The following is a 15,888-nucleotide window of genomic DNA, read 5'->3' as shown; positions in this document are numbered from 1 at the left end:
ATCATCAGGATCGGCGTCAGCCAGGCCCAGGGCAGCCAGCCGCGGGCCGGATCGGGCAAATACAGGGCAACGGGGGTCATGCAGGGCACCAGGTCGACGTAATCGTCGCTGCAAGGTGCCGTCCGCGCGGGGGCGTGGCAACCGGTTTGCGACCAAGCCACAGAAGCCGCCGATGAATCACCCGGATCGCCGACGAAATGGCGCTGAGTCGTCGCCCGTGGTGTCCGCTTTGCAAGGCGTCGACATTCGGATGAATGTGTTCCTCAACGAGCACAACATCCGGACCGTAATTACGTCATATCCGCTTCCAGCCACATCGCCCCGGGAAGCTCATCCTCGGCCACTACCCCTTCAAAACGCGGACGAGCAAGCCAGTATCCCTGCATCAGCTCGATGCCGAGATCGGAAAGGCAGCGTGCCTCGCCAGCGGTTTCTATCCCTTCGGCGATCACATCAATTGTCAGCGCTGCACACATGGACACCACACCGGCAACGATGGCGCGCCGTGAGGCGCTCCGGTCAACGCCGCGGATCAAGCCCATGTCCAGCTTGACCATGTCGGGCTGGAAATCGGCCAGCAGGTTCAGGCCGGCAAAGCCGGCACCGAAATCATCGATGGCCGTCTTGAAGCCGATCCGTTTGTACTCGGTGAGGATCTCGGCCAGCCACTTGCCGTCATTGATCTGCTCGCCTTCAACGGTTTCGAAGATGATCCGCTCGACCGGGAAGTCGTGTCGTTGCGCGGCCTCGAGGGTGGAGCGGATGCACAGTTCGGGCCGGTAGATGGCGTTGGGCAGGAAGTTGATCGACAGATGCGACGGCATCCTCAACCGCGCGGCGATCTCGATAGCCTTGGCACGGCATGCCTGGTCGAACACGTAACAGTTATCGGCGGTGACCCGGGACAGCACCGAGTTGGCAGGCTCGCCTGCCGGTCCGCGCACCAAGGCCTCATGGGCGAAGACCTGTCTTGTGCGCATATCGACGATGGGCTGGAACGCATAGCTGAACGCGAACGACAGCGGCTCGGCGTCGCGACACAGCGCGCATTGGGTACGCTTTCGGGTGGAGGGCATGCGCTGGGTTCCTGCACGCGATGGCGAGCGAGCATAGCCGACGCGTGTCAGGACCGCGTCGACGCCTGGGCGAGCATCCCACCGCCCTGGCGCCTCCTGCGGGAAGGGTGGCCTTCACAGCTACCACGGCACCCCCAATGCAACTATGAGGGCCGCGACCTGCCCCCCATCGGTAACCTATGCCCCACCTTCGTCGTCTTTTTGGCCGTTGGCTGCGTCTGCGTCGTCTTGTCCGTTGGCGCTGGCGGGAGCGCCAGGCCTCGGCGCCGGCCATCGAGGCCACCGAGGGCCCCCTGCGCGCCGCGCTGTACAGCGTTGAACAGATGGAGGTGTACGGCCGCGCCCTTGCGCGCCAGCACCGGGTGCGGATGCGGCCTGGCGCAGAGCGCCTGCTCGATCGCCTGCAGGCCAACGAGCGTGTCCTGGAAGACGCCAACACGCTGCTCAGCAGCGTGGTGCGTGAACAGCGGCCGGTCACCCCCGCCGGGGAATGGCTGCTCGACAACTACTACCTGATCGAAGAACAGATCCAGACCGCGCGACGCCATCTGCCGCGCGGCTACAGCCGTCAGTTGCCTTCACTTGTCGCCGGCCCCTCGGCCGGCCTGCCGCGTGTGTATGAACTGTCGATGCAGGCCATCGCGCACGGCGACGGTCGCATCGACGCCGATACCCTGGGCCGTTTCATCGCCTCCTACCAGTCGCTTGCTCCCCTGAGCCTGGGTGAACTGTGGGCGGTCCCCATCATGCTGCGCCTGGCGCTGCTCGAAAATCTGCGGCGCATGGCCGCCCGGGTGATGCGCGATGGCACGGACCGCAGCCTGGCGGCGCAATGGGCTGAGGACCTCAATCGCGCGGCGTCCGACACCCCGACCGAGGTGGTCCTGGTGGTGGCCGACATGGCCCGCTCCGAGCCGCCCTTGACCGGTGCCTTCATCGCCGAGCTGACCCGCTCGCTGCAGGGGCGCGGCGGCGCGTGGGCCATGCCCATCGCCTGGCTGGAACAGTGGGCCGCTGCGGCCGGTCAGCGCATCGATGAACTGGTCGCCGCCGAGGGCCAGCAGCAGGCGGCCGACCAGGTCTCCATCGGCAACAGCATCGGCAGCCTGCGCTTCCTCTCCACCATGGATTGGCGCACCTTTGTCGAAGACATGAGTGTGGTCGAGCAGCGGCTGCGGGAAGACCCGATGGCCGTCTATCCGCAGATGGATTTCGGCACCCGCGATGCCTATCGCCATGTCGTAGAGAAGATCGCGCGCGGGAGCCGCGTTGCGGAAGAACGCGTTGCGACCATCGCGCTGGATCTGGCACGCACGGCTGCGCCGCACGATGGGCCACGTGCGCACGTGGGCTATTGGCTCGTGGGCGAAGGCGCCTCGGCCACCGTCGACGCAGTGGCCGAGGCAGCGCCACGGCACCGCAAGGCCCGGCGACTGGCGCACCGCGTGCCCCTTGCCCTGTACCTGCTGCCGATTGCCCTGCTGGCGGTGGTGGCCACCGGCGGCCTGCTGGCATCGGGCAGTGGCGCGGTGCCCATCTGGCTGGCCGCGCTGCTCGGGCTTCTGGTGTTCAGCGAGCTGGGCATCGTCCTGGTGAACTGGACGGCGACGGTACTGGTCACGCCCAGGCCGCTGCCCAAGCTCGATTTCAGCGAAGGTATCCCCGCCGCCTGCTCCACCGTGGTCGCGGTCCCCTCGATGCTGTCCAGTATCGAAGGCATCGATGTGCTGACCGAGGCGCTGGAGGTCCGCTTCCTGGCCAACCGCGATCCCCAGCTGCGCTTCGTGCTGCTGACGGACTTCCTCGACGCCGCGGCCGCCGAGACGCCGACGGACGACACCCTGCTTGCGCACGCCGTGGAGCGCATCGAGGAACTGAACAGTCGCTACGCGGCCGAGCGCGGCGATCGCTTCTACCTGCTGCACCGCCCCAGGCAATGGAACCCGGGCGAAGGGGTGTGGATGGGGCACGAGCGCAAGCGCGGCAAGCTGGCAGCGCTCAACGCCCTGCTCCGCCAGGGCGATGCAGCCGCATTCATGCGCACCGTCGGTGACACGGCCGCCTTGGTCGGCGTCCGCTACGTCATCACCCTGGATTCGGACACGCAGCTTCCGCGGGATGCCGCACGCGCCTTCGTCGCCACGTTGGCGCACCCGCTCAACCGCCCGCGCTTCGATCCGGCGCTGCAACGCGTGGCGGAGGGCTACGGCATCCTGCAGCCCAGCGTCGGCACCAGTCTGGGCACGCGCCGCACCTCGCGGTTTGCGCGGATGTTCGGCAGCGAGCCCGGCATCGACCCGTACTCGCGCATGGTCTCGGATGTCTACCAGGACCTGTTCGACGAAGGCTCGTTCGTGGGCAAGGGCATCTATGACGTCGAAGCGTTCGAGCATGCGCTCGAGGGCCGCCTGCCCGAGAACCGCATCCTCAGCCACGACCTGCTGGAAGGCTGCTATGCCCGTGCTGGCCTGGTCAGCGATGTGCGCCTGTACGAGGACTACCCCGAACGCTACGCCGCCGATGCCAAGCGCCGTGCGCGCTGGATCCGCGGCGACTGGCAGCTGTTGCCCTGGTTGATGCCGTGGACACCGCGCCCGGGATCGGGATGGGAACGCAACCGGCTCAGCCTGCTGTCGCGCGGCAAGTTGCTGGACAACCTGCGCCGGAGCCTGGTGCCGATCGCCGCCTTGGCCTTGCTGGTGGCGGGTTGGCTGTATGCCGAAAACCCGGCTGCGTGGACGGCATGGGTGCTGGCGCTGTGGTTCGCGCCGCCGCTGATCGGCATGCTGCGCGATGCGCTGAGCGTTCCGGACGACACGCCGCTGGAAGCGCACTACATCATGGTCGGGCGCGGCACGCTGCAGTCGTTGCTGCGCGCGGCCACCCAGGTCGCGTGTCTGCCCTACGAAGCGTTGCTGGCCGGTGGCGCGGTGCTGCGCACGCTCTGGCGCATGACCGTCACCCGCCGCCATCTGCTGCAATGGAACCCCTCCAGCGAAGTCGAGCGCCGCCTCGGTAGCGACCGCGGCGCGGAATGGCGGGTGATGGCGCCGGCGTCGGTCTTGGCGGTTGCGCTGGCGGCGGTCGTGGCCAGCGTGGCTCCGCAGGCACTGCCTGTCGCCCTGCCCCTGCTGTTGGCGTGGACCTTCGCGCCCGCGTTGATGGCGTGGCTGGGCCGGCCGCCGGCCGCAAGCGTGGCCGAACTGTCCGTGACCCAGCGGGCATTCCTGGGCCGGCTGGCGCGGCGCACCTGGTCGTTCTTCCAGGCGTGGGTGCGCGAGCAGGATCACTGGCTGCCGCCGGACAACATCCAGGAGCATCCCTCGCTGGTGGTGGCGCGGCGCACCTCGCCGACCAACATCGGCCTGTCGCTGCTGGCCAATCTGTCTGCATGGGATTTCGGCTGGCTCCAGCTGGGCGCGGTCGCCGAACGTACCGCGCTCACGTTCGATACGCTGGACCAGCTGCCGCGCCATCGCGGCCACTTCCTGAACTGGTACGACACCGAAACCCTCGCGCCGTTGCCGCCGCGCTACGTCTCCACCGTGGACAGCGGCAACCTGGCCGGCCACCTGCTGACCCTGCGGCAAGGCCTGCTCGCGCTGGTGGACGCGCCGGTACTGGCGCCGCACACCTTCGACGGCCTGGCCGATACGCTCGGTGTGCTGGAAGAGGAACGGCAGCGTCATCGCTCTGCTGACGCGCCACTGGGCGAGGCACTCAACCACCTTCGCCAGCGCCTGGCCTCAACGCGTACCGACCCACCCCGTGGGACGGCGCAGCTGCTCGCCCGGTTGCAGGAGCTGGCCGGTCTGGCCGATGCCGTGCTGTCGCAATGGCCGGCACCGCCAGCGCCCGAGGAAGGTGCGCTGCACTGGCCGGCCCTGTTCGCTGCCGAATGCCACGCCGCGCACGCGACACTTGCCAACCTCCCGGCCGATGCCGGCGCGGACGACGAGGCGCCAGTACCGAGCCTGCGCCAGCTGGCCGCCCTGCCCGGCTCCGCCGGTGCGGACGCGCGCGCGCGCATCGAGCAGCTGCAGGCGCTGGCGCACCGCGCCGGGCAGTTCTCGCTGATGGAATACGGCTTCCTGTTCTACCGCACCCGCAACCTGCTCTCGATCGGCTACAACGTCGACGACCATCGCCTGGACAACAGTTTCTACGACCTGCTGGCGTCCGAAGCGCGGCTGTGTGCCTTCGTCGCCATCGCCCAGGGCCAGTTGGCGCAGGAGAGCTGGTTCGCGCTCGGGCGGATGCTCACCGAGGTCAACGGCACACCGACGCTGTTGTCGTGGAGTGGCTCGATGTTCGAGTACCTCATGCCGCAGCTGGTGATGCCCAGCTATCCGGACACGCTGCTCGACCAGACCGCGCGGCATGCGGTGGAGGCGCAGATCGTCTACGGCCGCACCTTGAATCTGCCGTGGGGCGTGTCCGAGTCGGGCTATAACGCTGTGGATGCGCGCCTGAACTACCAGTACCGCGCGTTTGGTGTGCCCGGGTTGGGGCTCAAGCGCGGCTTGGGCCAGGATCGGGTGATTGCGCCCTATGCCAGCATGATGGCGCTGATGGTGGCGCCGGAGGCGGCGTGCCAGAACCTCCAGGCACTCGAAGGGCTGGGGTTCTCCGGGCGCTTCGGTATGTACGAGGCGATCGACTACACACCCGCCCGGGTGCCGCCGGGGCAGGAACACGTGCTGCTGCGTTCGTTCATGGCCCACCACCAGGGCATGGGCCTGCTGTCGCTGGATTACCTGTTGCGCGACCAGCCGATGCAGCGCCGTTTCGTTGCCGATACCGAGTTCCAGGCGACCTTGCTGCTGCTGCAGGAACGCATTCCGCGCATCGGCGTGTTCCATCCGCATGAGGTCGAAGCCCTGGGCGAGCACTCGGCCATGGCCGAGCACGAGACCTCCCTGCGCGTCCTGCGCGACCCGGCGGGCCCGCGCCCGGAAGTGCAGCTGCTTTCCAACGGGCGCTACCACGGCATGCTGACCCATGCCGGCGGCGGCTACAGCCGCCACGGCGACCTGTCGCTCACCCGCTGGCGCGAAGACGGCACCACCGATGCCTGGGGGTCGTTCTGCTACCTGCGCGACGTGGACAGCGGCGAGTTCTGGTCTGCCGCCTACCAGCCCACCTGCGTGGCGCTGGACCATTACGAGGCGATCTTCTCCGACGCCAAGGCGGAGTTCCGCGGTACCCGCCGCGGCTGCGAGAGCCACCTGCAGGTCGCCATCTCCGCCGAGGACGACATCGAGCTCAGGCGCCTGCGCCTGACCAACCGCGGCCGTCGCCAGCGCACGGTGGAAATCACCACCTATGCCGAAGTGGTGCTGGCGCCCGCAGCGTCCGACGATGCGCATCCGGCCTTCAGCAACCTCTTCGTGCAGAGCGAGATCCTGGCCGCCAAGCAGGCCGTGCTCTGCACGCGCCGGCCCCGTTCGCACGACGAAGTGCCACCGTGGATGTTCCATCTGGTCGCGGTGCATGACGCCGAGGTGGTGTCGATCTCCTACGAAACCGACCGTGCGCGCTTCCTGGGGCGTGGCAACACGCCGCGGACCCCGCAGGCGTTGACCACCGATATCGACCTCTCCGGCACGGACGGCTCGGTGCTCGACCCGATCGTGGCCATCCGCGTGCGGGTGGTGCTGGAGCCCGAGCAGACCGTGCAGCTGGACATGGTGTTTGGCATCGGCGCCGACCGCACCGGGTGCGAGGCGATGGTCGACAAGTACCGTGATCGTCGCCTGGCAGACCGCGTCTTCGACCTGTCCTGGACACACAGCCAGGTGGTGCGCCGGCAGATCAACGCCAGCCAGGCCGAGGCCTCGCTGTACGAGCGCCTGGCCAGCCACGTGCTGTATGCCAATCCGCTGCTGCGCGCGGGCGACGCCGTCCTGCAGCAGAACCAGCGCGGACAATCCGGGCTGTGGGGCCATGCCATCTCCGGCGACCTGCCCATCGTGCTGCTCAAGGTCGCCGACGCGGAGAACGTGGAACTGGTCAGGCAGCTGGTGCAGGCGCACGCGTATTGGCGCCAGAAGGGACTCAACACCGATCTGGTCATCTGGAACGACAGCAAGGCCGGCTATCGGCAGGAACTGCAGGATCAGATCCTGGGGATGGTGGCCGCCAGTTCGGAGACGGGCCTGCTCGATCGCCCCGGCGGCATTTTCGTGCGGCCGGTGCAGAACATGAGCCACGAGGACCGCGTTCTGCTGCAGGCGGTGGCACGGGTGGTGCTCAGTGACGAGGACGGCACGCTGGCGGCGCAGGTGGGGCGCCAACCGCTGCCCGTGCGGCGCATTCCGGCCCTGGTGCCGCAGGCGGAGCAGCAGGAACTGGCCCTGGCGATGGAAGAGAAGCCCGGGCTGCCCGTCGTCGCCGACCCGGGACCCGAACCCGGACTGCCCCCAGGTGTCGAGCACGACGAAGAGCTGGATGACCCGTGGCCGTTCCTTCCGTACCGCGGCGCCGGCCGATTCGACAACGGCACCGGCAGTTTCAGCGAGGACGGCCGCGAGTACGTGGCGGTGGTACGCGAAGGTGCCCCGACCCCGGCCCCATGGGCGAACGTGATCGCGAACGCCCGTCTGGGCACGGTCGTCAGCGAGAGTGCACCGGGCTACACCTGGTTCGAAAACGCACACGAATTCCGCTTGACGCCCTGGCTCAACGATCCGGTGTCCGATACCGGCGGCGAAGCCTTCTACGTGCGCGATGAGGACACCGGCCGTGTCTGGTCGCCGATGCCGCTGCCATGCCGGGGCACCGGTGCGTACCGTACCCGCCATGGCTTCGGCTACACGGTCTACGAGCACATCGAAGACGGCATCGCCAGCGAGTTGTGGGTCTTCGTCGATGTCACTGCGCCGCTGAAGTTCTCGGTCCTGCGCTTGCACAACCTGTCGGGCCGGCCACGGCGGCTGTCGGCCATCGGCTACGTGGAATGGGTCATGGGTGACCTGCGCCCGAAGTCGCGCATGCACGTGGTCACCGAACGCGACCCGCAGACCGGGGCGCTGCTGGCGCGCAACAGCTACAGCACCGAGTTCGGCGGCCGGATGGCCTTCTTCGACACCGATGCCGAGGGCTGCGGCTGGACCTGTGACCGCCTGGAGTTCATCGGCCGCAACGGCGGATTGCACGCCCCTGCGGCGTTGCGTCGCGAGCGTCTGGATGCACGGGCCGGTGCGGGCATGGATCCCTGCGCGGCGATCCAGGTGCCGCTTGAGCTGGCGCCGGGCGACCGCAGTGAAACCACGTTCCGCCTTGGCGCGGGGCGCGACCGCGAGGAAACGCTGGCATTGGCAAGAAGCCGCCAGGGCAATCAGGAAGCCATCGATGCGTTGGATGCCCTGCGGATCCACTGGCGCAATGTACTGGCCACGGTGCAGGTCCGCACGCCGGACCCGGCGTTCGACGCACTCGCCAATGGCTGGCTGGTCTACCAGACCCTGGGCTGCCGCTACCTGGCACGCAGTGGCTACTATCAATCCGGCGGCGCGTTCGGCTTCCGTGACCAGCTGCAGGACGCGCTCGCCCTCGTACACGCGCGCCCGGACCTGACCCGCGAACACCTGCTGCTCTGCGCGGCACACCAGTTCACCGAAGGCGATGTGATGCACTGGTGGCACCCGCCGCAAGGTCGCGGCGTGCGCACCCGCTGCTCGGACGACTATCTGTGGCTGCCCCAAGGCGCATGCCGCTACCTGGAGGTCACCGGCGACGCCAGCGTGCTGGACGAAGTGGTTGGCTACATCGAGGGCCGCGCGGTGACGCCGGAGGAGGAAGGCTACTACGACATGCCCACCCTTTCGGCACAGCGCGGCACACTCTATGCACACTGCGTCGTCGCGCTGGAACGCGGGTGCCGGTTGCTCGGCGAACGCGGGCTTCCGTTGATGGGCAGCGGCGATTGGAACGATGGCATGAACCGCGTCGGTGACCAGCAGCGCGGTGAAAGTGTGTGGCTCGGGTTCTTCCTGCATGACACGCTTCGCCGCTTCATCGGGCTGGCCAACGCGCGTGGCGATGCCGCCCGTGCGCAATGGTGCGAAGAACAGGCCGAACGCCTGCGCCAGAATCTGGAACAGCATGCCTGGGACGGCGCGTGGTATCGCCGTGCCTGGTTCGACAACGGCGCCATATTGGGCTCGTCACAGAATCAGGAGTGCCGCATCGATTCGATCTCCCAGAGCTGGTCGGTGCTGTCAGGCGTGGCCGCGCCTGAGCGTGCCACGCAAGCCCTGGATTCGCTGTACACGCATCTGGTGCGAAAGGACGCCAAGCTGATCCAGCTCCTCGACCCGCCCTTCGACCAGACCACCGAGGACCCCGGCTACATTCGGGGTTACGTACCGGGCGTGCGCGAGAATGGCGGCCAGTACACCCACGCGGCGGTGTGGGCGGCGATGGCATTTGCTCAACAGGGCGATGCAGTGCGTGCCTGGGAGCTGGCCGGCATGATCAACCCCCTGAACCACACGCTGGACGCCGAGGCGGTCCAGACCTACCGCGTCGAACCCTATGTGTTGGCTGCCGATGTCTACGCCGTGTCGCCGCACGTCGGGCGAGGCGGCTGGACGTGGTACACCGGGTCGGCCGGTTGGATGTATCGCCTGCTGGTGGAATCCCTGCTCGGCATCCGTCGCGACGGCGATCGTCTTTCGCTTGAACCTTGCCTGCCCGATCATTGGCCGTCCTTCGAACTGAGCTACCGCTTCGGGCGCAGCCTGTACGAGTTCGTGGTGACCCGCACTGCGCAGGGTCAGCCGACCCTGCATGTGGATGACGTCCTGCAGCCGGACCTGACCGTCCTGCTCCGCGACGACGGCCATTACTACCGTGTCGCGCTTGATCTGGGTGCACCTCCGGGATGAGCGTTCGTCCCGACATACAGGTGCAGCTTGATGCGCTGGCCGACAAGCTGGACCACTGGGTGGCGCGAGTGCGCCACCCAGCGCAATTCTGGCCGCAGTTTGAACAGCTGACTGGTGAGATTCTCGACCAATGCGCGAACGCGGAGAGGGACCATGCGCGTGCGTCTATACAGGCCATGCTCGAACACCATGCGCTGGAACTCCCATCCTGGCACGAACGGGACGACACGCTGCCGCCGGGGACGCCGGGAGCCTGATGGCGCGAACGATCACGACGCCCCGTCGGATGGCGTCGTCGCATTGCCGTCCTTCCAGCGCCATCGGCCGGGCAATGGCGCCTCGCCACACTGCCCAGCCACTCAGCGCCCCCTACACCGCCTCGACCTCCATCGCTGCCCCACCCCGACGCTGCTCCCGTCGACGATGCACCCAGTAGTACAGCGTCGGCAGCACCAGCAAGGTCAGCAACATCGCCGACAACAGCCCGCCAATCACCACCACCGCCAGCGGCTTCTGGGTCTCAGCCCCAATCGCATGCGACGTCGCCATCGGCAGCAAGCCGAACATCGCCAACAGCGCCGTCATCAGCACCGTCCGCAGGCGCTGCAGTGCGCCCTGCACCACGGCGTCGTAGAGCGCCATGCCCTGCTCGCGCAGCTGGCCGAATCGCGTCAACATGATCACGCCGTTGAGTACCGCTTGCCCAAACAAGGCAATGAAGCCGATCGCCGCCGACACCGACAGCGGAATCCCGGTCAGCAGCAACGCCAGGATGCCGCCGATCATCGCCAGCGGAACGTTGGCCAGGATCAGCGCGGCGCTGGTGACGTCCTTGAAGGCATCAAACAGCAGCACGAAGATGATCAGCACCGACAGCGGTACCACCCAGCCCAGGCGGGCCATGGCGCGCTGCTGATTCTCAAACTCGCCGGACCAGTCGATGCGGTAGCCTTCTGGCAATTGGATGGTGGCATCCACCTGCTTGCGCATATCGGCAACGACGCTGCCCATGTCGCGCCCGGCGATGAAGATGCTCACGGCTTTGACGCGCTGGACGTTCTCACGCGAGATGTTGATCGCGCCGCTGGCCATGGTGAAGTCCGCCACATCCCCCAGCGTCACGGTCTGGCCGGAGGCAGTGCCGACCGGCACGGTGCGCAGACGCTGCAGGTCGCGGTCGGCATCGGACAGGCGCAGGCTGATCGGGAACTGGCGCTCGCCTTCCCACAGCTGGCCGACCTCGCGGCCGCCGATGGCGGTCTCGATCACGGCATCGATATCCTGCACGTTGAGGCCGTAGCGCGCTGCGCGATCACGATCGATATCGATGCGCAGCTGCGGCAGGCTGCCGTCGCGGTCGATGAAAGCACTCTCCACGCCCTCCACGCCTCTGACCTGCGCCAGGATCGCCTGGGCCTGGCCGGTCAGCACGTCCAGATCTTCGCCGCTGACCTTGATCACCACCTGGCCCTTGATTTGGGAAATGCTTTCCAGGATGTTGTCGCGCACCGGCTGGGAGATCGAGAACTCGGGGCCGGGAATACGCGCTTCCAGCATGCGCTGCATCTGCGCCACCAGCTCGCGCTTGTCGATCTTCCGGGTCCATTCGGATTCGGGCTTGAGCGCCACCAGCGCTTCGATCTGGTTGGCGCCCTTGGCATCGGAGCCATCCTCGGGGCGACCGAGCTTGGCCACCACCGTCGAAACCTCGGGCAACGTCCGCACCAGGTCACGGATGCGCCGGGACTGGGCCTGCGCCTCGGCCAGGCTGGTGCTGGGGTCGAGTGTGGCGGTCAGCCAGATCGAGCCTTCGTCCAGTTCGGGCAGGAATTCCGAGCCCAACCGCGTGCCCAATGCCAGCGTCACCACCAGCATGGCCACTGCCGCAAGCACCACCGCACGGGGCCGCGCCATCGCCCCCTCCAGCCACGGGCGGTACCAGCCGACCAGCCGGTTCATCACCGGGTTCTCGCCCTTCAGCCGCTCGCGCCGCAGCCACCAGAAGCACAGCAGCGGCACCACGGTCAGGGCAAGGATCAGTGCGCCGATCAGCGCCGACGTCACCGAATAGGCCATGGGGGCGAACATCCGGCCTTCCTGGCGCTGCAGGGTGAAGATCGGGATGTGCGCGGCGATGATGATCAGCATCGAGAAGAAGGTCGGCCGCCCCACCTCCGACGCAGCCGACAACACCGTCGCCATGCGCTCGCGCCGGGTGCTGCCGGGCGGCATCTTCGACATGCGCGAGACGATATGCTCGGTCACGATCACCGCACCATCGATGATGATGCCGAAGTCCATCGCGCCCAGTGAGAGCAGATTGGCCGGCACGCCCCACAGGTGCAGGCCGAGGAAGGTCGACAGCAAGGCCAGCGGCATCATCGCTGCCACGATCAACGCCGCACGGGCGTTGTAGAGGAACAGCCACAGCACCAGGAACACCAGCACCGCACCCTCCACCAGGTTGCGGAAGACGGTCTTCAGGGTGGTCGAGACCAGCCAGGAGCGGTCGTAGAACGGTTCAAGCGTGACGCCATCCGGCAGGTGATCGGCCTCGATCTCGGCCACGCGCGCATGCAAGGCATCCAGCACCAGGGACGGGTTCTCGCCCTTGCGCATCAGCACCATGCCGAACACGGCGTCGTCGTTGTCATCCTGGCCAACCAGGCCCTGTCGCGGCAGGCCGGTATCGACGATGCGGGCCAGGTCGCGCACCAGCACGGGGGTGCCTTGCCGCTCTCCCACGACAACGGTGCCGATGTCGGCCGGCGAACGCATCAGCCCAACCCCGCGGATCAGATACTGCTGCTGCCCACGCTCCACATAGCCGCCGCCGGCGTTCGCACTGCCCCGCTCCAGCGCCTCGGCAAATTCCTCCAGGCTGATCCCGCGGTCACGCAGCTTGCCCAGGTCCGGCTCCACCTGGAACGTCCTGGCGAACCCCCCGAAGCTGACCACGTCGGCCACGCCTGGCACCGTGCGTAGACGCCGCTCCATCACCCATTCCTGCACGGTGCGAAGTTCGGTGGAACTCATGTGCGGCGCGTGCAGCACGTAGCGATAGATCTCGCCCACCGCCGAGCTCATCGCCTCCATCTCCGGCTGCACGCCCTCGGGCAGAGCCACGCCCTGCAGTCGCTCCATCACCTGGGCACGCGCGAAGTAGTCATCCGCGCCATCGTCGAAGGTCAGGATGATCATCGACAACCCGAACTGGGTATGCGAGAACACGCGCACCGAGTGCGGAATACCCGACAGCGCCACTTCCAGCGGCATGGTGACCTCACGCTCGACCTCTTCGGCCGCGCGCCCCGGATGCAGGGTCACCACGGTGACCTGGGTATCGGAGACATCCGGGAAGGCTTCCACGGGCAGCTCGCGGAATGCCGCGAACGAGGCGCCGATGAAGATCAGCAGCGCCAGCATGACCATCAGCGGCTGGCGCAGGCAGTACGCAATCTGACGATCGATCATGGGGCGCCCCTGCCTGCCACGGCAGTGCCGGCAGACCGGTCAGCAGTGCCAACGTTCTGGTCGAGCACCTGCTGCAGCAGCAGACCGCCGTCCACTACCACGCGGGCCCCCGCGGGCAGCCCCTGCCCTACCCACAGGCGGCCCTGGCCCAACTCCTCGGCCTGCACGGTGCGTCGTGCGAACTGCCCGTTGCCCTCGTCCACGAACACCACCTGCTCGCGCCCGAGCAGCAGCACCGCACCTTCCGGCACCGATACTCCACCCTCCATCGGCACGGTGATCTCGGCACGCACGTACTGCCCGGCCTTGAAGCGACGCTCGCGGTTGTCCAGTTCGGCACGCGCCTGCACCACGTGGCGCTCGGTGTCGATGTAATCATCGACGTGGCCCAGCACCCCCTGTGTGGGCTCACCAGTGCCAGGCGCCACACGCACCTTCAGACCCGGCGTGAGACGGCTGGCCAGCGCTTCGGGAACATCGATGATCAGCCACAGCCGGTCCGGATCGCTCACCACGGCCAGCGGCACCTCGGCATCGGCGGAGACGCTCATGCCGGGGCTCATCCGGCGCTCGACCAGGATCCCATCGATCGGCGAACGCAGCGGCATGCGCTGGTCGATGCCGCGGCGGCTGCCGAAGCCACGGGTCAGTGCCTGCAGCCGCGCGTGCTCGGCTTCGCTGGCGGCCAGCGCGGATTCGGCCTCGCCCAGTTCGCGGCCGGAGGCAACCCCGGCCTCATGCAGCTCACGTACCCGTGCCAGTTCATTGCGCGCCTGCCGCAGCTCGGCCGCGCCTCGCGCACCTTCCGCCTGCACCTGCCCGAATTCGGGGGAGGTCACCCACGCCAGGACCTGGCCTGCCTTGATCTTCTCGCCCGGCGCCGCCTCGATGCGTGCGATCTGCCCCGGCAGCGGCGAGCGCAGCATGCTTGAGCGGGTGTCATCCCAGGTGACGCGCGCCGGCAGCTGCAGCACCGACGCCGCCCCGTCGGTCACGGTCTCGCTGCGCAGCACCCTCAGTTGGGGGCTGTCGGCGGCAAAGCGGATCGTTGCGCCCTCCACCGTGGGCGCCGCCGCTGCTTCGGGGCCCGCATCGCGCGCGCAGCCACCCGCCAGCACAGTGGCGACGATCAAGGAAAGCAGACGGGCCGAGCCGGCTGTGCGCGAAAACGTCATGGGGTATGTCCTTCGGAAACGGAGATGGCCGCGTTCCAGCGCGCCAGGGCGGAGGCATGCGCCAGGCGCGCATCGACCAGGTCGGATTCGAATTCGCGCCAGCTGCGCCGCGCATCCAGCAGGTCGGTCAACGTGGCGGCACCGCGGCGATAGGCCAGTTCCAGACCCTCCATGCTCTTGCGCGCCGCGGGTCCCTGAAGCTGTTCGTACGCGGTGCGGCGTTGTGCGGCCGCCGCCAGTGCGTGCCGCAGCTGGTCAAGTTCAGCGGCGGCTTCGCGGCGCAGCTCTTGCCGTTCCAGCACGGCGGCGTCGTAGTCCGCCTCCGCCCGTTGCTGTTCGCCGCGCCAGCGCGTGGCGCCGCCCAGCGGCACACTCATCGACAGTCCCCATGTCACGCCGCCGATGTCGGCCGGCTCGCGCTCGGCTTCGATCCCGAACTGCACATCGCGCCGCCGTTCGCTGCGCGCCAGGGCTCGCGCGGCATCGGCGGCGATCACCCGCGCCTCGGCCGCACGCAGGTCAACGCGCTCGTCCAGCGTGGCCATCGCAGCGGTTGCCGCCGAGGCTGGGTGTGGCCACTCGTCGTCGGCATGCAGTGCCTCATCCGCATCGCAGCCCAGCAGCAACGCAAGGACATGCCGTGCCTCGCGCAGGCCCAGTGCGGCCTCGCGGGCGGCATCGGCCACTTTCAGATCATCCACCGCAAGCCGCGCGCGCTCGATCGGCGCCATGGCGCCGGTGGCGACCTGCCGGTCGGCAGCGGCCAGGCTCTCGGCCGAGGCACGGCGATCTTCCTCGGCGATGCGGCTCAGTTCCTGTGCGGCCTTCAACCCGAAGTACGCTTCCCGCAGCGCCACCTGCTGCTGGCGGCGGCCATCGAGCAGGCTCAGCTGGGCCGCCTCGACCAGGGCATCGGCCTGGCGCATGCGCCAGCCCCGCTTGCCGCCGCGCTCCCACGTCCAGCCCAGGCCGAGCGTGGAATCCACGCGCTTGTCCTTCCAACGGCCCGGGCCGATCCCTTCCTGGCGGCTGATCTTGGAGGTGCCCACGCTCAGCTCGGGGCTGGGCCGGCGCGCGGCGCTCTGCGCATCGCCCTGCGTGCCGCGCAGTTCGATCGCAGCGGCCAGCAGGTCGGGATTGTGCTGCGCCATGACGCGCTCCGCCTCGGCCAGGGTAAGCGCGGAGACCGTGGCAGGCGCGATCAGCAATGCCGCGATCAGCGCGGCACATCGGGTGGTGGTATTCATTGCCGACACGGTAAGGTGCAGCGCT

At 68.0% G+C, this 15,888-nt stretch carries 6 protein-coding genes; 2 read left to right on the top strand and 4 right to left on the bottom strand.

Annotated elements, in window-relative coordinates:
- Positions 1-290: 290 nt before the first annotated feature.
- The gene (locus C0R07_RS07040) at positions 291-1,076 is read right to left on the bottom strand and encodes an EAL domain-containing protein (protein ID WP_102788495.1); all 786 of its coding nucleotides are present in this window, start codon (positions 1,074-1,076) and stop codon (positions 291-293) included.
- 179 nt (positions 1,077-1,255) lie between these two features.
- Here C0R07_RS07040 and C0R07_RS07035 point away from each other — a divergent pair, with 179 nt between their 5' ends.
- Both C0R07_RS07035 and C0R07_RS07030 read left to right on the top strand, forming a co-directional pair.
- Positions 1,256-9,967, top strand: coding sequence for a glycoside hydrolase family 94 protein (locus C0R07_RS07035; protein ID WP_102788494.1), 8,712 nt, complete (start codon positions 1,256-1,258; stop codon positions 9,965-9,967).
- Positions 9,964-10,224, top strand: coding sequence for a hypothetical protein (locus tag C0R07_RS07030; protein WP_070471558.1), 261 nt, complete (start codon positions 9,964-9,966; stop codon positions 10,222-10,224). Before C0R07_RS07035 ends, C0R07_RS07030 begins: the two co-directional genes overlap by 4 nt.
- Positions 10,225-10,336: 112 nt before the next feature.
- On the opposite strand, the gene C0R07_RS07025 is transcribed toward C0R07_RS07030, so the two are convergent.
- The 3 genes from C0R07_RS07025 to C0R07_RS07015 are packed head-to-tail and all read right to left on the bottom strand — an operon-like array spanning position 10,337 to position 15,863.
- Positions 10,337-13,441, bottom strand: a complete 3,105-nt coding sequence (locus C0R07_RS07025) for an efflux RND transporter permease subunit (protein ID WP_102788493.1) — start codon at positions 13,439-13,441, stop codon at positions 10,337-10,339.
- The gene (locus C0R07_RS07020; RefSeq protein WP_102788492.1) at positions 13,438-14,616 is read right to left on the bottom strand and encodes an efflux RND transporter periplasmic adaptor subunit; all 1,179 of its coding nucleotides are present in this window, start codon (positions 14,614-14,616) and stop codon (positions 13,438-13,440) included. Before C0R07_RS07020 ends, C0R07_RS07025 begins: the two co-directional genes overlap by 4 nt.
- Positions 14,613-15,863: a TolC family protein gene (locus C0R07_RS07015; RefSeq protein ID WP_102788491.1), complete on the bottom strand. Its 1,251-nt coding sequence runs from the start codon at positions 15,861-15,863 to the stop codon at positions 14,613-14,615. The genes C0R07_RS07020 and C0R07_RS07015 overlap by 4 nt, the downstream gene beginning before the upstream one ends.
- Positions 15,864-15,888: the final 25 nt, after the last annotated feature.

The sequence above is a fragment of the Stenotrophomonas bentonitica genome (genome assembly GCF_002887735.1).
Lineage (GTDB): Bacteria > Pseudomonadota > Gammaproteobacteria > Xanthomonadales > Xanthomonadaceae > Stenotrophomonas > Stenotrophomonas bentonitica_A.
The sequence above is the reverse complement of the archived record's forward strand: the minus strand, read 5'-3'. Positions and strand labels throughout refer to the sequence as shown.